A 19,340-nucleotide genomic window follows, 5' to 3' on the forward strand; every position below is an offset into this window, starting at 1 on the left:
TTTTTGTGGCGAGGGGGCTTGCCCCCGTTGGGGCGCGCAGCGGCCCCGGTATTTCCATGGCTAAACAGTGTTTACCGAATTTACGACTGCTTCGCAGCCGAACGGGGGCAAGCCCCCTCGCCACAAAGGCCTGCACCCAGCGGTCATGTGCTCAGCTCGAGGGCCTGTTTCACCGCACCATCCACACTCAACCCACTCAGCACCACCCCGTTAGCCCCCACCTGCGGCAACGTCGCCAACGCCGCTTGTGCCTCGTCCTTCAGACGCGCCAGGATCAGGCACTGGCCTTCCTGATGCACATGCACAAAAAACGCCTGCAACGCCTCAATGCTGGTGCCATCCAGATCCGGCGACTCCTCCAGACTGAGAATCACCGTATGAATCGGCGTTTGCGAATGCCGGATCAAGTGCAAGGCAGCGCCGAGAATCCGCTCGACATTGGCAAAGAACAACGCCTCACCCGGCCGCACGATCAACACGCCAGGCACGGCTTGCGCCGTTGGATGGCGTTGCAGGTCGACAAAGTCGTGACCGCCATCGATGCGCCCGAGAATCTGGATATCCGCCGCCGACAGTTGCTTGAGCATCAGCAACACACTGATCGCCACCGCCACCAGCAAGCCGTCCAGCACACCCAGTAGCAATACCGCCCCCACGGCGCAGATCACCAGCAAGCGGTCACGGCGCCAGATGAAATAGCGTCCCAGCGGCTGCAGGCTCAAGCCACGCCCCAAGGCATGGATAACGATGGCGGCGAGAATCGGTTCCGGCGTCAGGGCGATATACGGCAGCACCGTCAGGACAATGAGCAGCACCACCAGCGCCGCCACGATCCCGGCCAGGCGTGAAGTGGCACCGGCGGCCTCATTGGCCGACGTCGCCGAATACCCCGCGCCCGCCGGCATGCCGTGGAACAGTCCGGACAGCAGGTTGGAAGCCCCCAGTGCCAGCAGGTCTCGGTTCGAGGTGACGCGATCACCGTGCTTGAGCGCATAGGCACTGATCGAGCCATACGACTCGGCATACAGAATCATCACCATGGCGAACGCCAACTCACCCACACGCAACCAGTCGGCAAACGGCAGCACCGGCAGCTTCGGCACCTCCAGGCTCAGGTCGATCAAGCCGATCAGCTTCACGCCATGGGCCGGCAGGTCCAGCCACTGCCCCGCCGCGATGCCGATCACCACCACCAGCAAACCACCCGGCAGGCGCCGAAACCGCGCGAACAGCCATAACAAGGCCAATGCGACGGCACCGACCGTGGCTGCGGCCCAGTTCCATTGCGGCAGTTGTTCCAGCAATTGCGGCAGAAAACCCACCAGGTTGGCTTCGGTCAAATGCACGCCAACCACGCTGGCGACCTGCTTGAGAATGATGGTCAGCGCCAGGCCAAAGGCAAAGCCGCGCAGCACCGGCTTGGCGATGAACGAGGTCACGCTGCCGAGTTTGAACAGCCCGGCCAGCAGGAAAAACGCCCCGGTCATCAGTACCAGACCGATGGCCAGGGTCGAGCGCAATTGCGGATCGCCATCGGCCAGGGTCGCGGTGGCAGCGGCCAGCACGGCGGCTGATGAGGAAGTCGCCGAGACAATGGCAAAACGGCTGGTACCGAACAGGCCATAGCACAACAACCCGGCAAACAAGGCGATCACCCCGGCCTGGGGCGCCACTGCGGCGATGCTTGAATAAGCGACGGCTTCGGGCAACAACAGGCCGGCTATCGACAACCCGGCCAACAGGTCCTGCCAGCGGTTGGGTTGTTCGGTGGGATTTGCGTTGGGGGCGCTCGACAATCCAATGTCTCCAGGCGAAAAAAAGCCGCTGCACGTACGTGCAGCGGCCACTGTAGCTGTCAATCCGGCCCTGCGCGAGCAGGCCGGTCGATCATGCCGTCAGCGAGTAGATCAACGCGGTAATCGCCACCAGGCCCACCGCCGTCACGAAGACGTTGGACGCCTGACCGCGATAGCGTGCCATCGCCGGCACTTTGCGAATGGCGTACATCGGCATCAGGAACAGGATCGCCGCGATCACCGGGCCACCGAGGGTTTCGATCATGCCCAGGATGCTCGGGTTCAGCGTGGCGACGATCCAGCACACCACCAGCATGAACGCGGCGGTCATGCGGTCCAGGGCCTTGGCGGACGGACGCTTGCCGCTCTTGACGATCAGCCCCTTGAGACCTTCGCTGGCGCCGATGTAGTGCCCCAGGAACGACTTGGAGATGGCCACGAAGGCAATCAACGGTGCGGCGAAGGCGATGGTCGGATTGCTGAAGTGGTTGGCCAGGTACGACAGGATCGACAGGTTCTGCGCCTTGGCTTCAGCCAGTTGCGCTGGCGACAGGGTCAGCACGCAACTGAAGACGAAGAACAGCACCATCACCACCATCAACAGGTGCGCCCGGGACAGGATCTGCGAGCTGCGCTCCTCGGCGTGATCGCCGTAGCGACGCTTCTGGTCCACGGCGAAGGCCGAGATGATCGGCGAATGGTTGAACGAGAACACCATCACCGGAATCGCCAGCCATAGAGTGTGCAACAGCGCCGAGGGTGCCGGCACGCTGCTGGCGGTGGTCAGGATGCCGCCGTTCCAGTGCGGAACCAGGTACACCGCCAGGAACAGCAAGGCGACGATGAACGGATAGACCATCAGGCTCATGGCCTTGACGATCAGTTGCTCACCGCAACGCACCACCGCCAGCAGGCCGAGGATCAGCACCAGCGACAGCACGGCGCGCGGTGGCGGCGTGATGTGCAGTTGATGCTCGAGGAAGCTGCCCACGGTGTTGGTCAGGGCCACGCTGTAGATCAGCAGGATCGGGAAAATGGCGAAGAAGTACAGCAAGGTGATCAGCGCACCGGCCTTGATGCCGAAATGCTCTTCCACCACTTCAGTGATATCGGCGCCTTCGCGACCGGACAACACAAAACGGGTCAGCCCGCGGTGCGCGTAGAACGTCATCGGGAACGCCAGCAACGCCAGGATCAGCAGCGGCCAGAAACCGCCGAGGCCCGCATTGATCGGCAAAAACAGGGTGCCCGCACCAATCGCCGTGCCAAACAGGCCCAGCATCCACGTGGTGTCCTGGCGATTCCAGCTCGAAAGCGTTGCGGGTGTTGCTGCTACATAGCGTTTGTTGACGCTATTGGCCTGATCATTCATCCGGTGGGATCTCCACATTCCGGTCACTTGCCACCCGGTCAGAACGCGTCGGAATACCCGACAGGCAGCGCCCTGACCGGAACAGGGGCGCGATTCTGGAGGATTAGTGAACAGAAGCAAAGACTTAGGTGAGGAACGGTGGTACCAGGTTGACGAAAAAAACCCTGTAGGAGCTGGCTTGCCAGCGAAGGCGCCTGAAAGATCGGCGCAAGGCTCAAGGCCGCCTTCGCCGGCAAGCCGGCTCCTACAGGGGAATGCGGTGATTCAGGCACTGGCACTTGATCGCCAAAGCGCAATCCGCACTTGATAAAGGTCCGCCATCATGTATTTTTAAACAACCTGCATTCCTACTGGAGTCTTCCCATGCCACTGGTTCGCGTCGACATCAAAAAACATCAGGACCCCACCCACGCCAAACGCATCGGCCAATTGATCTACGCCGCCATGCACAGCACCATCGGTGTGCCGGAGAATGATAATTTCCAGATACTCGCCGAACACGATGAGCAGCATTTCATCTTTGATCCCGGTTACCTGGGTATCGACCGCACGGACCAGTTGGTGGTGATCCAGATCACCATGAGCGAGGGGAGAACCGTCGAGCAGAAAAAAAACCTCTACAAAACCATCGCCGAAAGCCTTCACACAGAGCTGGCCGTGCGCATGGAGGACGTTTTCATCAATCTGGTGGAAGTTAAAAAAGAGAACTGGTCGTTCGGCAACGGAATTGCCCAATACGCCCTCTGATGCTCAACCTGCAGACCCGAGAGTGACCCATGCCACGCGTATCCCGCAAACAAGCCGACCTCAACCGCGAGACCATTGTCGATGCCGCCACACGGCTGTTCCGCGAACGCGGCTTGCACGGGATCAGCGTGGTCGATGTGATGGCCGCCGCGGGCCTGACCCACGGCGGCTTCTACGGGCACTTCGAATCCCGCGAAGCCTTGGCGCAAGAGGCCAGTGGCCGGGCCTTCGAGCAGGCCGCGCAACGTTGGCAAGCGCGGGTGGCCGCTCAGGAGAGCAAGGACACCGCCCGCCGCGCCGTGGTCGGAACGTACCTGTCCAACGAAAGCCGGGATAATCCGGGTGACAGCTGCCCGGTGGTGGCCTTTGCCGGGGACATGTGCCACGAGGCCGCCGAGAGCGGTTTGCGTCAAACCTATCTGCAGGGCCTGAACAACCTGCTCGACTCCCTGGGCTCACTGCTCGACACCGAAGACGAAGCCGACAAACGGCAGCAGGCGCTGGTGCAGTATTCGCTAATGTTCGGCGCGCTGATGTTGTCCCGGGCGACCCGCGGCGATCCACTGTCGGATGAAATTCTCGAGGCTGCGCGGGCAGCACTCTCAGCGTCGAAATAAAAGGTTCTTCACGCATTCCCGGGAAACCGTAGGAGCCAGCTTGCTGGCGATGGACTCCAGCGCGCCGCGTTTATCCAGATCACACGCGCTATCGTTAACGACCATCGCTGGCAAGCCAGCTCCTACAAAGGACCGTGCCCCACGCTGCAACTGTAGGAGCCAGCCTGCTGGCGATGGACTCCAGCGCGCCGCGTTCATCCAGCTCACCCGCGTTATCGTTAACGACCATCGCTGGTAAGCCAGCTCCTACAAAGGACCGTGCCCACGCTGCAACTGTAGGAGCCAGCTTGCTGGCGATGGATTCAAGTGCGCCACGTTTATCCAGATCACACGCGTTATCGTTAACGACCATCGCTGGCAAGCCAGCTCCTACAAAGGACCGCGCCCACGCTAAAACTGTAGGAGCCAGCCTGCTGGCGATGGATTCAAGTGCGCCACGTTTATCCAGATCACACGCGTTATCGTTAACGACCATCGCTGGCAAGCCAGCTCCTACACACGCAGTTCCACTTGAAATGGCGCAGGCAGCGATCGCCGGCGGTTGCCAAGCTATCCTGAAATCAGCAATCTCAAGCGACGTTCGAGCCGATTTTTCGATGCCCACAGGGAGCCAAGCATGCCTGTAACCGTTCTGGTACTGGTTGAAACCATCAATGATTACCTGCCTATCCTCGAACATCAGGGCTTCCACCTGATACTGGCCCCGACGCCCGCCGAGCGCGCCGAAGCCATCGCCCGCCACGCCGGGCAGATCGACGCCGTCCTGACCCGTGGACCATTGGGGCTGTATGCCGATGAAATCGCCGCGCTGCCCAAACTCAAGATCATCTGTGTGATCGGCGCCGGCTATGAACACGTCGACCTGCAGGCCGCCGCCGACCGGGGCATCACCGTCACCAATGGTGCCGGGGTCAACGCCTCGTCCGTCGCCGACCATGCCATGGCGCTGCTGCTGTCGCTGGTACGCGACGTGCCTCGCTGTGATGCCGCCGTTCGGCGCGGCGAGTGGCCGAAGATCATGCGCCCTTCCCTCGCCGGCAAACGCCTGGGCATCCTCGGCCTCGGCGCAGTCGGCATGGCCATCGCCAAACGTGCCGGTGCCGGCTTCGACATGAGTATCTGCTATCACAACCGTCAACGTCGCAGCGATGTGCCCTACACGTTCTACTCGACCCCGACCGAACTGGCGCGCGCCTCGGACTACCTGATCCTCGCCACGCCCGGCGGCCTGGGCACCAAGCACCTGATCAATCGCCAGGTCCTCGACGCCTTGGGTCCCCAGGGTTTTATCGTCAACATCGCCCGGGCCAGCGTGATTGCCACCGCCGACCTGATCACCGCCCTGGAGCAACGCCGGATCGCCGGCGCCGCGCTGGATGTGTTCGACGCCGAACCGAAGGTGCCGGATGCGCTCAAGACCCTGAGCAACGTGATCCTCACGCCCCACGTCGCCGGACTGTCCCCGGAAGCCACCCAGGGCACCGTCGAACTGGTGGGCAAGAACCTCGTGGCGTTTTTCTCCAGCCAACCGGTGCTGACGCCGATCGACTTGCCGCCGGCCAGGAGCCAGGTCGTTCATTGAGGGCAATTCAAACAGCTGTATCAAAAACAATGATTGGCCGGCAACACGCTCACCTATAAGAGCCGATCGCGGTTGTGGGTGCGGGGTGTGCGCATTAGATTAGCCAATAGTTTCAGGCCTCCAGAATAAGCAGAAGGGATAAGCATGGCGCTTACTGACCAGTCCACCCGTATCCGCACCGGCGAAGAGCTCGATGCCAGCCTGATCGATCCATACCTCAAGGCCCATATACCGGGGCTCAGCGGTTTGCCGAAGATCAGCCAGTTCCCGGGCGGCGCTTCAAACCTCACCTACTTGCTGGAATACCCCGAACAGGAGTTCGTCCTGCGTCGCCCGCCCTTCGGCCACAAGGCCAAGTCGGCTCACGACATGGGCCGTGAATTCCGCATCCTCAATCAACTGCGCGACGGATTTCCGTACTGCCCGAAAGCCTACGTGCACTGCACCGACGAATCGGTGATCGGTGCCGAGTTCTACGTGATGGAACGGGTCAACGGCATCATCCTGCGTTCCGACCTGCCGCCGGAGCTGGGGCTGGATTCGGCGAAAACCGAAGCCCTGTGCAAGAGCTTCATCGACAAGTTCGTCGAACTGCACCAGGTCGACTACAACGCCTATGGCCTCGGTGACCTCGGCAAGCCCGAAGGCTACGTGGCGCGCCAGATCAAAGGCTGGAGCGATCGCTACGAGAAGGCCCTGACCCCCGATGCGCCACAATGGGAAAAGGTGAAAGCCTGGCTCAACGACAAGATGCCGGCCGACCATCCGACCTCCAGCATCGTGCACAACGACTACCGCTTCGACAACGTGATCCTCGACCCGGCCAACCCGATGCAGATCATCGGCGTGCTCGACTGGGAGCTGACCACCCTCGGCGATCCGCTGATGGACCTGGGCAACACCCTCGCCTACTGGATTGAAGCCGATGATCCGGCACCGGTGCAGATGATGCGTCGTCAGCCAAGCCACGCGCCGGGCATGTTGACCCGCCGCGAGTTCGTCGATTACTACGCCCAACGCTCGGGCATCCAGATCGACAATTTCGACTTCTACTACACCTATGGCCTGTTCCGCCTGGCCGGCATCGTGCAGCAGATCTACTACCGCTTCTACCACGGCCAGACCCAGGACAAACGCTTCGCGCAATTCATTCACATGAACAAGCTGCTGGAGCAGATGAGCCTGCAGGTGATCCAGAAATCCAGCCTGTAGGAACGAGCCTGCTCGCGATGATCGTGAACGATAACGCGCACTGACTGGCCTCGACTGAACAGCATTGGCCGCACACGGCATTTGACTCGATAACAAGACTTTTCATAAGGGAATCCCATGTCCAAGACTCAGTTGTTCGACCTCGACGGCAAGATCGCTTTCGTCTCCGGCGCCAGCCGTGGCATCGGTGAAGCCATCGCCAAACTGCTGGCCCAGCAAGGCGCCCACGTGATCGTCTCCAGCCGCAAGCTTGAAGGCTGCCAGCACGTCGCCGACGCGATCATCGCCGCCGGCGGCAAGGCCACCGCCATCGCCTGCCACATCGGCGAAATGGAACAGATCAGCCAGGTCTTCGCCGGCATCAAGGAACAGTTCGGCCGCCTCGACATCCTGGTCAACAACGCCGCGACCAACCCGCAGTTCTGCAACGTCCTGGACACCGACCTCAGCGCCTTCCAGAAAACCGTCGACGTGAACATCCGCGGCTACTTCTTCATGTCGGTCGAAGCCGGCAAGCTGATGCGCGAAAACGGTGGCGGCAGCATCATCAACGTCGCCTCGATCAACGGCGTTTCACCGGGCATCTTCCAGGGCATCTACTCGGTGACCAAGGCGGCGGTGATCAACATGACCAAAGTGTTCGCCAAGGAATGCGCGCAGTTCGGGATTCGTTGCAATGCCCTGCTGCCGGGGTTGACCGATACCAAGTTTGCTTCGGCACTGGTGAAGAATGAGGCGATCTTGAACACGGCGTTGCAGCAGATTCCGTTGAAGCGCGTGGCGGATCCGAGTGAGATGGCGGGGGCGGTGCTGTATTTGGCGAGTGATGCTTCCAGTTATACGACTGGGGTTTCGTTGAATGTGGATGGTGGGTTTTTGTCTTGATGGGGGGATTTGAACGGAACAAGGCAACTGACTGATCAATCCCTGAAAACGCATAGGGGGGAAGACAGTGCTTCCCCCCTATTGCGCATCGCGAAACATTGGCAATAACCGCAGCACCTGTGGCGGATGGGGACTAACAGGACTGTGATATTTCACTCCGAGAGCGATATATTTTTAACTTCCACCAGCATACTCACAGACTCTACCCTCCCTTCAATGTTGAATTCTGCATAAACCTCAAAGATTCCTAGATTCCTAAACAACACCCCAAGCGGCGACCTAGCATATCCAGCTTCACTAGTTCTACCTTCAGACAGTGGATGCTCAGGAATTCGAAACGTTACCCTTTTATCCGGCAACGGTAAACCGTCCATCGTAAGAAGTCGCACACCCACAAAGTACGCCCAACCTCTATTCGCGACAATTGTCTCTGGAGGCAGGGGATGATACTCACCGTCGGTATTTAAGAACCTGAAAATGACAGCCTTAGGAAATAGTCTGTTACCCGGAATTAGAAGTTTGGCCTCGTTGTTATCACCGGCAACCAGTTCCAGATCAAATATACCCGTCTTATTCTTCGCACAAACGATGTCCCAACTGTGAGTTGTCGTATCAGAATTACGTGGAGGCGTGGAAGACACATCATTTATTACAAGGCCGGGTTTCGGTACCCAATTCAAGCGTAAAGGGACACCAGGCAAAAAACTGCTCTTATAGTCAAGAGTCAACACTTTAGTCACTCCCCCACCAAATACTTCGTCGGCAGGAATAGCTCTCCCGTTGAACAATGGTATAGCTTCATCGGTCAGGTTGGTGGATAGCAATTTGTTGGGAGTTATGTTAATCCGTGTGGCCATACCCTCACCCGTCACGTGCAAATGAAAGATGCCGCTTTTATTTGCCCCGGTGACCTCCCATTCTAAGGTCGGTAAAAAACGACTGAATAGTGGAATACTACTCAAATCGCCCATAGAAAGAGGGATCTCGGTAGTGCGCGTCAGCGCTATTGGGTGACCTTCGATCGGGCTCCCGAGTATAGGGAGCAACTTAACGACCTTGGCCCGCCCCTTGAAGAACACGCCACCACCGAAAGTAACTTCTTTCTCTCCAATCTTGACGTCTACCTCATCGGCCAGTCTGGTCGACAACAACTTGTTACCAGTTACGGTAATCGGCGTAGCCATACCCTCAGCAGTCAGCTCCAATTGAAAGAGGCCGCTTCTGTTCGCTCCGGTAACACTCCACTTAAGGGTTGGTTCAAACGGATCGAATCGCGGTGAACTGCTCAAGTCATTGTGTTCAAGAGGATTGTTGACCTTGCGTGTCAGCGATATCAGGTGCCCCTCGATCGGGCGGCCGGGTCTGGGCTTCAACTCCACGTCCCTAGGCTGCCCCCTGAAGAACACGCTACCGCCAGAAGAAACGTTTTCCCTTCCAATCCAGACCTCTCCTTCATCGTTCAGGTCTGTCGACAGCAACTTACTGGCTGTTACGTTAATCGGGGTCATATCCTTGGCAACTATCTGCAATTGAAAGAAGCCGCTGTTGTTCGCCCCAGTGACATCCCATTCATAGGTTGGATTAGAATCATTGAATGACGGTCTACTGCTCAAATCCGTCAGTTGAAGAGGCTCGTTGACCGTGCATGCCAGTGCTATCGGGTAACCAGCGATTAGGCTGCCAGGCTTGGGGGTCACCACAACGTCCTTGGACTGCCCCCTGAAGAACACGTTACCACCGGAAGGAACGTCTTGCCCTCCGATCTTGACCGTTACTTCTTCGGCCAGATCGTTCGATATCAACTTGCTGACCGCCACAGTAATCGCCGCAGTCATGCCCGTACCTTTCAGCGATAGCTGGAATTCGCCGCTTTTGGTATTCCCCGTCACTGCCCAGCTATAACTTGTGTCCTCACAGCCAAAATCCGGTTCACTCCTCACGTTTTAACGATCAAGACCGTTTATGACTTCCAGACTCAAGGTTACAGGCAGCCCCGTGAGTGGACTGCCTGGTTTTAGTTTGAGCGTAACGGTTTGCGGCTTATCCCGGATAAACCAATTGCCGTCGTTGGGAACAGGAGCACATTCAATCTCGACGTCAGCCTCTTCCGCCAAATTGGCTGACAACACAGCACAAGGGATTTCCCAAGCCTGGACATCGTTACTCAGCAACTTCAGCTTGATACGACCACTTTTTGTACCATTCGCCGCAAGTGTCCAGCTTGCCTTGGCATCGGATGTCGGCACCCACGCTTCAAATTCCGGAGAGGCTTCAATATCCAAATCGTCCGGATTGATCAAAACAAGAGCGACTTCCTTCCCCCTCAGGAATGGCGCTTCGACTTTCACATCAATGGGCTGTCCACGAAACAAAAAGACGCCCGGTGAATTCCAGGCAACAAGCTCACCGTTGATCAGCAGTGTGGCCTGCTCCCAAGGGCTTTCCAGATAGACGTTGAGCGTAAAGTTATGCTCCGACGTGGTGTCGTCATACGGGCTGTAGACCTTGGCCGTAATCGTATGCTCCCCCACTTCGGTAACTGCATGGTCGAACTTGCTCCACCCCAAACCTGTTGTTTTTACAGTACACACGATTGTCCCGTCGAAGTACCAGTCGAATCCACACCTTCCAGTTCCTTATCGGTATAAAACGAACCGACCTGAATCTCAGCTGTTACTTCATCGCCCACCACCGGCGCACTGATAGGATCCCGCTCATTCAGAATTTTTCGCCGGTAATCCCCCAGTTTGAAAGAAAGTGGGTAAGGCACGGCGGTAAATTCACTCTGCACCTGAAGATTGAAATCGATGTCGGTACCTTCAGCCGGGCATATGAGCTTCCACTCGGCCCCGTCCGCCAGAAGTGGCTGATATTGACCGATTTCAGGTTCGCTACTGATGGGTGATGTTTCTCCGGGAATCGGATTGACGCTGGCGCCCTGGTTGATCCAGGGACTGTCCTCGACTGCCGCGAGCTTCAAGTCATGTTCAGCACCATGGCAGATAAGCAGCGGTTCAATAGCCATCACCCCAGAATTACGATTACCCGCCATAGCGACATCTCCCGATCATTGGCACAGCGTGAAAAACCATGTGTTTTCACTATCTGAAAAATGTCGGCTGGCGCCTACTGTCAGAAATGACAGAGCGAAAGATCGTTCGGCGATAAACAGCAAGTCTTTGATATCAACTTTGATTAAAACAACATCAATGACTCGGGTTTCGTTGAATGTGGAATGAAAAGGCAGCCCGTGGAGCCGATAGGGCAGCCTTTCTGTTGCTTAGCTCTCGCCTCCTGTAATCCTCACCAGCAGGTCGAGCGGTGTTGCCCCCACAGGAAGCGCTGCTACCGCTTTGATTAAACGCACGCCAGGAGTACTGAAGCGCAAGCCGGTCGAAAGGGCTATCCCGTTGGCGTCAGTTTTATACTGGGATGGCTCGTGTTCAGGGGCTGTAAACGTCACATCCACACCCACTGCAGGAGAGCCATCTGAATTCATGAGCCTCACCCTGAAAACAAGCCAAAGGTTACGCGGCAACACGACTTGTCCAGGAGGTAATGGCAAGTCGAAATTGAGCAGATCAAGAAATCGGAAAACCTCTCGACTCAACCGATTCGCCGGCGTTGAAAGTGACGCCCCTTCACCTTCGCTATACAACTTCAACTTGAAGATTCCGGATTGCAGCTGTTTGCCGGTTAACGTCCATTCATGCTTCGTGGATAGTTCCTGAAGCTCTGGCACACAAGTGAAGTCATTGGGTACAACCCCTGATAGAGGCTCCACGTCAATCGCCAACGGTGCACCCGCCAGCAGATCTCCATTCTTGTAATCCAGCGTCAGTCGGTTGGGCTGCCCGGCAATGAAGTTTGCCCCGCGGGACGGCATCGCATTGCCATTGAGCAAAACCGTGACCTCCTCCGCCAGATCGCTCGAAATCACCGCACTTTGATGCACCCAAGGCACCTCCACTTCCCTACTGAAAAACACCAGGGTGACACGGCCGCTCTTGCTTGCGTCCGACGTAATCTTCCATTCGAACTTGCCAAGGATGGGAGGCACCCAATCGCCAACTTTAGGCGATGCAACGATATTCAAATCGCCACCATTCACCAACCCCAGGTTCAGCGCCCTGGCGATCGCGGGTGGGGCTTCCACGGTCACAACATTCTCCTGCCCAAGGAGCAAGACGAGTTTCGCTCCCCATTGCACTTTCTTGCCGTTGATCGACAACGTGGCTTGTTTCCAGGGGCTAGATGCAGCGGCTGCAGCTTTTAGTTCGGTGATCATGACGAGACGTTCCTTCTCAGTAATAGACATTAAAAACAGTCCGTTAACTATCAGGATGAATCGACAAGTTGAAAACCGTCATAAGTGATAGATTATCTTGAGCAAAATTCGATAAAAGCTCTAGATTTGCGTTTCAACGTCATGTACGGAATGAAGAAAGGCAGTCGATTGACTGCCTTTCTTCATTCCAATGATAAAAATGGCGAGACGATTAATGTTTGATCCGTTTTTAATTCGGCGGTAGAACATCCAAAAGTAACCTCGTCACATACTCCCGGCCATCGCTTGTCATTACCGCAGAACATTCTCGTTTACCCGGTATCAACAAAGAAAATGGCGAAGACGCGATTCCATCAGCATTGGTAGTTTTCGATTGAGGGGAGAAGCCCGGGACATTGAATGTCACAGTGGCACCCTCTACCGGAGAATTATCAGACTTTCTTACCCGAACAATCATGAAGTAGATACCTATGACTACACCCACCTCAATCGGAGGTTGAGGAATCTCTACATACTCTCCCCCCATCAGCGCCAGGTACCTTAGCCTGTAAGCAGACACCAATCGATTAGTCGGCGTCTGCAGTGCCGTCTGTTCTCCTTCATTGAAAATTTTCAGCCTGAATGTTCCCTCCTTCTCAGCACCGGTGATAGCCCACTCGTGCCCCGTGGAAAACTCTCGAAGAGGTGGTTCACTAACAAGATCCTTATATTCAAGCCCTTGGCCAGGAACCCAATCGAGAGCCAGGGGAATACCGTCCAGAAGATTCCCGTTCTTGTCAACCAACGTGATTTTTTTTGTTTCGCCGCCGAAAAGATTCACACCGTTTTCCGGAATTTCAGTACCGTCGAAATAAACCGTGGCTTCTGCGGCGAGATTGCTCGAAACCACCACACTTTGATGGACCCACGGCACATTCACTTCCCGACTGAAAAACACCAGGGTGATACGGCCGCTCTTGAGCAGTCCCGGCGTAATCGTCCATTTGAACGTGCCTGCGTCGGGAGACACCCAATCGCCAACTTTCGGCATTGCATCGACAATCAAATCGCCACCATGCACCAACCCCAGGTTGAGCTTTTTGGCGATCGCGAGAGAGGCCTCTACCGTCACAATGTTATCCTGCCCACGTCGCAAAACGACTTTCGCTCCCCTTTCCACTTTGTTGCCGTTGATCAACAACGTGGCTTGATCCCACGAGCTTGGTATAACGGTTGCGGCTTTCAGTTTGGCGGTCATGACGACGTTTCCTATTCAGCGATGGACCTAGAAACAGTCCTTCAACTATCAGGAAAAATCGACACACTGGGAACTGTCATAAATGACAGATCAAGTAGAACAAATTGCGATAAAAACCGCTGATGGCTTACAAGTTATTGAAGATTTTTAGCTGACGACGGTCTGCAAGCCCCGGATCACTCCAGGCAAGTAGAGACTGCGCATCGCGCTGATCGCGCCTTCAATGGCGAATACCGCCGTACCGGCAAGGTCGGCGATCAGTACGGTGCACTCGACACGGGGGCTTCAACGAAGGCAGCGCCCGGGTTTATTGCGTAACGCAGCGAGTCGTGGTGGTGACTCGGGTCACCTCGCCGTTTTCAGCACGCACATCGCCCAGCACATCGGTTTTATCCATGGCCTGGCAGGTGCGTACAGGAGGGGGCGGCGTGACCGCTGGAGGGGGTGGCGGACTGGAACAGCCGCCGAGAATCGCTACGCACATTGCCAGCGACAAGGGTGAGATAACGCGTTTCCCAAGAGTTTTCATAGGTTGACCCGCGATAAGTGATAGACACATTTTTGTGACAACAAAACCGGCGCGCAAAATCCATACACCTGTCACAAAAATAAATATCTGCGAATCACTTATAGCCCAGCCAGTGGCCAATGCCAGTAAAAGCTGGCAGTTCTTACATCACCGGGTCAGGACGCTGCAGGGAGTTGCACTGCAGTTCATAGCGCAATTCTTCGATCAGCGAGGCGACCGACTCTGCTGTTTGCAGCGTACTCATGTTCAGGCCACTGACCACCAGGTCCACCTGGCCCGACACCGGGTGATAGAGCTTCACGGTCAGCCAGTGTTCGCCGGTGATACTGCATTCACAGGCCAAGGGTGAAAAACTGCGTTCAATCAGCAGCCTCAACTGCGCCAGCGTAATCATTGCGACGGGCCCTGGCGGCTTGATGCAAGGTGTAACGGGCTCATGGGGGCTATTCCTGTAGACGGTTTACGCAGGGGGCGCGCAGGTGACTTCAAGTCGCCTGCTACATCCCCAGCCTAAAAGCCGCCACAGCGGGTCGACACATGAATTTGCACCCTGTGCCTTAGTGCAATTGCACCTTAGCGCTGCCCCTTGGGCCGCCACTCGCTGGAGAACAGTCCTCGCTCCCGCGCCCAGACAATCGCCTCGCTGCGGCTGTGTATGGCGAGCTTGGAATACACCGCAGCCACATGGTTGCGCACCGTGTTCGGCGCCAGCTTCAGGCGCGCGGCGATTTCCTTGTCGGCCAGGCCTTCGCAGATCAGGCCCAGCACATCGCGCTCACGGCCGGTCAGCTCGGTGAGGGCCGCGCTGGGCAACTTCGGTGAATTCACGCTTTTTACGTTGGCCAGTTTTTCGATCAGCGTGCGGCTGAACCAGGAGGCGTCCTTCATCACTTCCTCGATGGCCGCCACCAGCTCCAGCTCGGTGCGCTTGCGCTCGGTGATGTCCATCAACACCAGCAGATAACAGGGTGTGTCCTGAATGTTCACGGTGTCCGCCGACACCGTGCAATCGATCAGCCCGGCGTCTTTTCTACGCACACGCACATCGATGCGGTCCAGGCTGCCGGTTTTCTCCAGGGCGGCGAACAGCTGGATGCGTGCGTGCCGGTCTTCGAAGAAGTCGATCTGCGTTATGCCGATCCCCCGCACCTCTTCACCGGAATACCCCAGGGTATGCAGGAACGCTTCGTTGACATCCAGCACCAGCTGATCCGCCGCGCCGCATACCAGTATCGGCACCGGCGACAGGCGAAAGGCCTTGGCGAAACGCTCTTCGCTTTGGCGCAGGGCGATTTCAGCCTTGTGCCGGGGCTCCATGTCGACAAAGGAAAACAGCATGCAGGCTTCGTCGTTGAGCTCCAGCGGCTGGCCGGCCACGATCACTTGCTTGCTGCCCCCGTCGGCCAGGCGCAACTCGGCCTGCATTTGGGGAATGGTCGCCCCTTCGCATAGTCGCTGCCTGGCCAGTTCCTTGTGCTCAGCCTGGTCCAACACGTCCAGCTCATAAGTGGAAGTGCCGATCACCTGGTCACGGGAGTAACCGGTCATTTCGAGGAACCCCGGGTTGACCTTGATGTAGCGCAAATCACTGAGCCGACAAATCACCGCCGGTGCCGGATTGGCCGTGAAGGTTTTTTCAAAACGCTGCTCGGCGCTGGCCCACTCGGTGACATCGTCCATGATCAACACCAGTGATTCCGGCTCGCCACGGCTGTCGGCCAATACCAGGCTGCGCACGCGATGGACCCAGGTACGCGCTTCGTCCGCCGCCGGCGTCACTTCCACCAGCACATCGCTGAACGTCTCGCCCCGCGCGACCCGGTTGATCGGGTAGCTGTCGATTGCCACCCCGTGATTGTTGCGATAGCGCAAGGCGAAGCGTTTGGCATAGGCCCCGGCGTTGGCACCCAGGTCGCTGACTTGCGCAACACCGTGCATGGCCAGCGCTGCCTCATTGGCCCACAGAATGCTCTGGTCGGGATCGAGCAGAATCACCCCGTCGGACAGACCGGCGATGATCTGCTGCAATTGGCGGCGATTGGTTTCCGTGCTCAGGACGTCCTGACTCATAACGTCTCCACTAGTATTCTTCCCCTGTGAAGACTACGACCGCAGGAGTGTCTGATCGTGCGAAGAACCTGTGGGAGCGGGCTTGCTCGCGAAGGCGGTGTTGCAGCCAACACCAATTTCGCCTGATACACCGCCTTCGCGAGCAAGCCCGCTCCCACACGGATCTCGATACTTTCCTGAACTCGTGGTCGCTTGACTAGTGCACGTCCAACGACGCTTCCAGCCGCGCCAACTTCTCCGGGTTTCGCATGATGAAGATCCGGCTCACCCGCCCCGCTTCATCAAAGCCAAAGGTCATCGACGCGGTGATGACGCCGTCGGCCTTGATGAGCACACCTTGGGCACCGTTGATCTCAATGGGCAGCCATTGGCACGCCTGCCAATAGGTGTGCAGCGACTGACCAATGAAATCCAGTACGCGAGCGATACCCGCCAGGGTTTCGCGGATGGCCGGGGCCTTGCCGCCGCTGTCGGCGCAGAGTTCAACGTCCTCGGTCAGCATGGCGCTCAGGGAGACGGTCGAACCGCTGGCGATAGCGCTGTGAAACGCGCTCAGCAATTGGTTTTGACGCATGGGTGGCGGCTGGTAACGGGCGTGTCCGCTGCCAAGACTCGCCTTGGCCCGGGACACCAGTTTGCGGCAAGCGGCTTCCTGTACGCCGACCGCATCAGCGACCTGCGGGTAATCCATGTCGAAGATTTCATGGAGCAGGTACGCGGCGCGCTCCTTGGGTGACAGGCGCTCGAGCAGCAACATGAACGCCGTGGACAATGACGAGGCCAGTTCGAGCCGGTGTTCGGGTGAGTCCTGATGGGTGGTGTGAATCGGCTCCGGCAACCAGGTGCCGATGTAGTCGACCCGGGAGGTGTGGGCCGAGCGCAGCACATCGATGCAGTGCCGGGTGCAGGCCGTGGTCAGCCAGGCGGCCGGCGTGGCGATGGAGGCCCGATCGGCCTCCAGCCATTTGATGAACAGTTCCTGCACCGCATCCTCGGCTTCGGCGCGCGAGCCGAGGATGCGGTAGGCCAGACCGAGCAAAAAGGGCCGGCGCTGCTCGAACGCAGTGGCGGCGTTTTCAGCGGAGCTCATCAATCAGTGCCTCGACACCTGTAAACGGTTCCACAGGTTGATCATGCCGATCTCGGCCGTCAAGGCGCCGATCTGTTCGTCGCTGAAATGCGCTCTGAGCGCACCGCGCAAACTGGCGTAATCGGTTTTTTCATCCAGAACTGTCAAGGCTTCGGTCCACGCCAGCGCGGCGCGCTCCGAAGGGCTGAAATCACTGACATGACGCCAGACGATCAGGCGATCCAGACGCTCGTTGGTCTCGTTCGCCTCACGGGCCTCGCGGGTGTGCATCTTCACGCAGAAACCGCATTGGTTGATCTGCGAGGCGCGCAGGTGGATCAAATGCTTGAGGGTGGGATTGAGATCATGATTGTCGAGAGCGACATGAACCTGGGTCAGGCTTTCGAAAACCTGCGGGATCAATTGCAGCAGATTGACCGGTTGGGTGTTGGACGACATCGCGTTGCTCCACTGATTGAGGGATTCAACAGGATGACGATTGAGCATTTTGCTTTGTGACGTGCGCTGAATAATTCAGCGCACGTCACAGTTTTCAGGCAGCCAATTCGCCTTTGGCCACCGCCACCGAAGCCGCCAGCATCGCCCGCAACAACACCGCACACCCAGCCGCCAGATCTTCCGGTTCAGCGTTTTCGATTTCGTTGTGGCTGATACCGCCCTCGCACGGCACGAAGATCATCCCGGCCGGACCGAGCTCAGCGAGGAAGATCGCGTCGTGCCCTGCTCCGCTGACGATGTCCATGTGCGACAGGCCCAAACCTTGGGCGGCACCGCGCACAGCCTCGACGCAGCCCTTGTCGAAGTACAACGGCGGAAAGTCCGCGGTCGGGGTGAGTTCGTAGGTCAGGCCATGTTCGTCGCAGGTGGTTTCGATGACTTCGCGCACTTCCGCGATCATCGAGTCCAGACGCTCCGGTTCCAGGTGGCGGAAGTCCAGGGTCATTCGCACTTCGCCGGGAATGACGTTGCGCGAGCCGGGATAGGCTTGCAGGCAACCGACGGTGCCACAGGCATGGGGTTGATGGCTGAGGGCGGCGCGGTTGAGCGCACCGACGATCACCGCGGCACCGACCAGGGCGTCCTTGCGCAGGTGCATCGGGGTCGGGCCGGCGTGGGCTTCGACGCCACGCAGTTTCAGGTCGAACCATTTCTGCCCGAGAGCGCCCATGACCACGCCAATGGTCTTGCGTTCGTCTTCCAGGATCGGGCCTTGCTCGATATGGGCTTCGAAATAGGCCCCGACTTTGTGGCCGCTGACTTTACGCGGGCCGGCATAGCCAATGGCATTCAGCGCCTCACCTACGGTCACGCCATCGGCATCGACCTTGGCCAGGGTTTCTTCGAGGGTGAATTTTTCCGCGAACACACCGGAACCCATCATGCACGGGGCAAAGCGCGAGCCTTCTTCGTTGGTCCACACCACCACCTCCAGCGGTGCTTCGGTTTCGATGTTCAGGTCATTGAGGGTGCGCAGCACCTCGACGCCCGCCAATACACCGAAGCAGCCATCGAACTTGCCGCCGGTGGGCTGGGTGTCGATGTGGCTGCCGGTCATCACCGGTGGCAGGTCAGGATTGCGTCCGGGGCGACGGGCGAAGATGTTGCCGACCGCGTCGATGCTGACGGTGCAGCCGGCATCGACACACCATTTGACGAAGATGTCGCGAGCCTGGCGATCGAGATCGGTCAGGGCCAGACGACACACGCCGCCCTTGACCGTGGCGCCGAGTTTGGCCAGTTCCATGAGCGACTGCCACAGGCGGTCGCGGTTGATGTGTTGATGGCTGGACTGCAGAACGTCGACGACCGCGTTCATGATGATCTCCTCTGGCTGTTCTTTTTTGTTTCTTCAGTGGCCGCCATCGCCGGCAAGCCGGCTCCTACAAGTTTTGGGAACACCCGAGAACCCTGTAGG

At 57.9% G+C, this 19,340-nt stretch carries 18 protein-coding genes; 5 read left to right on the plus strand and 13 right to left on the minus strand.

The genetic code is table 11. The features are described from left to right. Positions 1 to 143: 143 nt before the first annotated feature. Together AB7M25_RS17340 and AB7M25_RS17345 are read right to left on the minus strand one after the other, a co-directional pair. Positions 144 to 1,796: a SulP family inorganic anion transporter gene (locus tag AB7M25_RS17340; RefSeq protein ID WP_454237711.1), complete on the minus strand. Its 1,653-nt coding sequence runs from the start codon at positions 1,794 to 1,796 to the stop codon at positions 144 to 146. 91 nt (positions 1,797 to 1,887) lie between these two features. Next, positions 1,888 to 3,168 carry a serine/threonine transporter gene (locus tag AB7M25_RS17345; RefSeq protein ID WP_429382078.1) on the minus strand — a complete coding sequence of 427 codons (1,281 nt, stop codon included), beginning with the start codon at positions 3,166 to 3,168 and terminating at the stop codon, positions 1,888 to 1,890. A gap of 363 nt (positions 3,169 to 3,531) precedes the next feature. Here AB7M25_RS17345 and AB7M25_RS17350 point away from each other — a divergent pair, with 363 nt between their 5' ends. Together AB7M25_RS17350 and AB7M25_RS17355 are read left to right on the plus strand one after the other, a co-directional pair. Then, positions 3,532 to 3,915, plus strand: a complete 384-nt coding sequence (locus AB7M25_RS17350; protein WP_104447383.1) for a tautomerase family protein — start codon at positions 3,532 to 3,534, stop codon at positions 3,913 to 3,915. A 29-nt stretch (positions 3,916 to 3,944) separates the two neighbouring features. Further along, positions 3,945 to 4,532, plus strand: coding sequence for a TetR/AcrR family transcriptional regulator (locus AB7M25_RS17355; RefSeq protein WP_429381777.1), 588 nt, complete (start codon positions 3,945 to 3,947; stop codon positions 4,530 to 4,532). Between the two features lie 94 nt (positions 4,533 to 4,626). Here AB7M25_RS17355 and AB7M25_RS17360 read toward each other — a convergent pair whose 3' ends face one another. Then, positions 4,627 to 5,007, minus strand: a complete 381-nt coding sequence (locus tag AB7M25_RS17360) for a hypothetical protein (RefSeq protein WP_454237712.1) — start codon at positions 5,005 to 5,007, stop codon at positions 4,627 to 4,629. Positions 5,008 to 5,148: 141 nt separating this feature from the next. Between AB7M25_RS17360 and AB7M25_RS17365 the strand changes: the two genes are divergently transcribed. The 3 genes from AB7M25_RS17365 (at position 5,149) to AB7M25_RS17375 (ending at position 8,211) form a co-directional block, all read left to right on the plus strand. Continuing rightward, positions 5,149 to 6,114 (plus strand): 2-hydroxyacid dehydrogenase, encoded by a 966-nt coding sequence (locus tag AB7M25_RS17365; RefSeq protein WP_429518833.1) that lies wholly within the window; start codon positions 5,149 to 5,151, stop codon positions 6,112 to 6,114. Positions 6,115 to 6,258: 144 nt separating this feature from the next. Continuing rightward, entirely contained in the window at positions 6,259 to 7,326 is a 1,068-nt protein-coding gene (locus AB7M25_RS17370; protein ID WP_007976318.1) for a phosphotransferase family protein, read from the plus strand. A 117-nt stretch (positions 7,327 to 7,443) separates the two neighbouring features. After that, on the plus strand, positions 7,444 to 8,211 hold the full coding sequence (locus AB7M25_RS17375) for an SDR family oxidoreductase (protein ID WP_007976320.1): 768 nt from the start codon (positions 7,444 to 7,446) through the stop codon (positions 8,209 to 8,211). Between the two features lie 152 nt (positions 8,212 to 8,363). On the opposite strand, the gene AB7M25_RS17380 is transcribed toward AB7M25_RS17375, so the two are convergent. From AB7M25_RS17380 to AB7M25_RS17425, 10 genes are all read right to left on the minus strand, one after another. Next, positions 8,364 to 10,046: a hypothetical protein gene (locus AB7M25_RS17380; protein WP_429561213.1), complete on the minus strand. Its 1,683-nt coding sequence runs from the start codon at positions 10,044 to 10,046 to the stop codon at positions 8,364 to 8,366. 108 nt (positions 10,047 to 10,154) lie between these two features. Then, on the minus strand, positions 10,155 to 10,802 hold the full coding sequence (locus AB7M25_RS17385; RefSeq protein ID WP_429518837.1) for a hypothetical protein: 648 nt from the start codon (positions 10,800 to 10,802) through the stop codon (positions 10,155 to 10,157). Next, entirely contained in the window at positions 10,790 to 11,263 is a 474-nt protein-coding gene (locus AB7M25_RS17390; RefSeq protein WP_454237713.1) for a hypothetical protein, read from the minus strand. The genes AB7M25_RS17385 and AB7M25_RS17390 overlap by 13 nt, the downstream gene beginning before the upstream one ends. A gap of 228 nt (positions 11,264 to 11,491) precedes the next feature. Then, entirely contained in the window at positions 11,492 to 12,499 is a 1,008-nt protein-coding gene (locus AB7M25_RS17395; protein ID WP_429518839.1) for an Ig-like domain-containing protein, read from the minus strand. A gap of 229 nt (positions 12,500 to 12,728) precedes the next feature. Beyond that, a complete protein-coding gene (locus AB7M25_RS17400) occupies positions 12,729 to 13,736 on the minus strand; it encodes an Ig-like domain-containing protein (RefSeq protein ID WP_429518841.1) in 1,008 nt (335 codons plus the stop codon). Between the two features lie 671 nt (positions 13,737 to 14,407). Then, positions 14,408 to 14,659 (minus strand): DUF1652 domain-containing protein, encoded by a 252-nt coding sequence (locus AB7M25_RS17405; RefSeq protein WP_429386137.1) that lies wholly within the window; start codon positions 14,657 to 14,659, stop codon positions 14,408 to 14,410. 179 nt (positions 14,660 to 14,838) lie between these two features. After that, positions 14,839 to 16,335 carry a PAS domain S-box protein gene (locus AB7M25_RS17410; protein ID WP_429386135.1) on the minus strand — a complete coding sequence of 499 codons (1,497 nt, stop codon included), beginning with the start codon at positions 16,333 to 16,335 and terminating at the stop codon, positions 14,839 to 14,841. Between the two features lie 196 nt (positions 16,336 to 16,531). Beyond that, positions 16,532 to 17,425, minus strand: a complete 894-nt coding sequence (gene sigJ / locus AB7M25_RS17415; RefSeq protein ID WP_454237714.1) for an RNA polymerase sigma factor SigJ — start codon at positions 17,423 to 17,425, stop codon at positions 16,532 to 16,534. Positions 17,426 to 17,428: 3 nt separating this feature from the next. Beyond that, positions 17,429 to 17,863, minus strand: a complete 435-nt coding sequence (locus AB7M25_RS17420) for a carboxymuconolactone decarboxylase family protein (protein WP_454237715.1) — start codon at positions 17,861 to 17,863, stop codon at positions 17,429 to 17,431. A gap of 94 nt (positions 17,864 to 17,957) precedes the next feature. Next, the gene (locus tag AB7M25_RS17425) at positions 17,958 to 19,241 is read right to left on the minus strand and encodes a Zn-dependent hydrolase (protein WP_429386126.1); all 1,284 of its coding nucleotides are present in this window, start codon (positions 19,239 to 19,241) and stop codon (positions 17,958 to 17,960) included. Positions 19,242 to 19,340: the final 99 nt, after the last annotated feature.

This window comes from Pseudomonas sp. AP3_22 TE3818 (genome assembly GCF_053628995.1).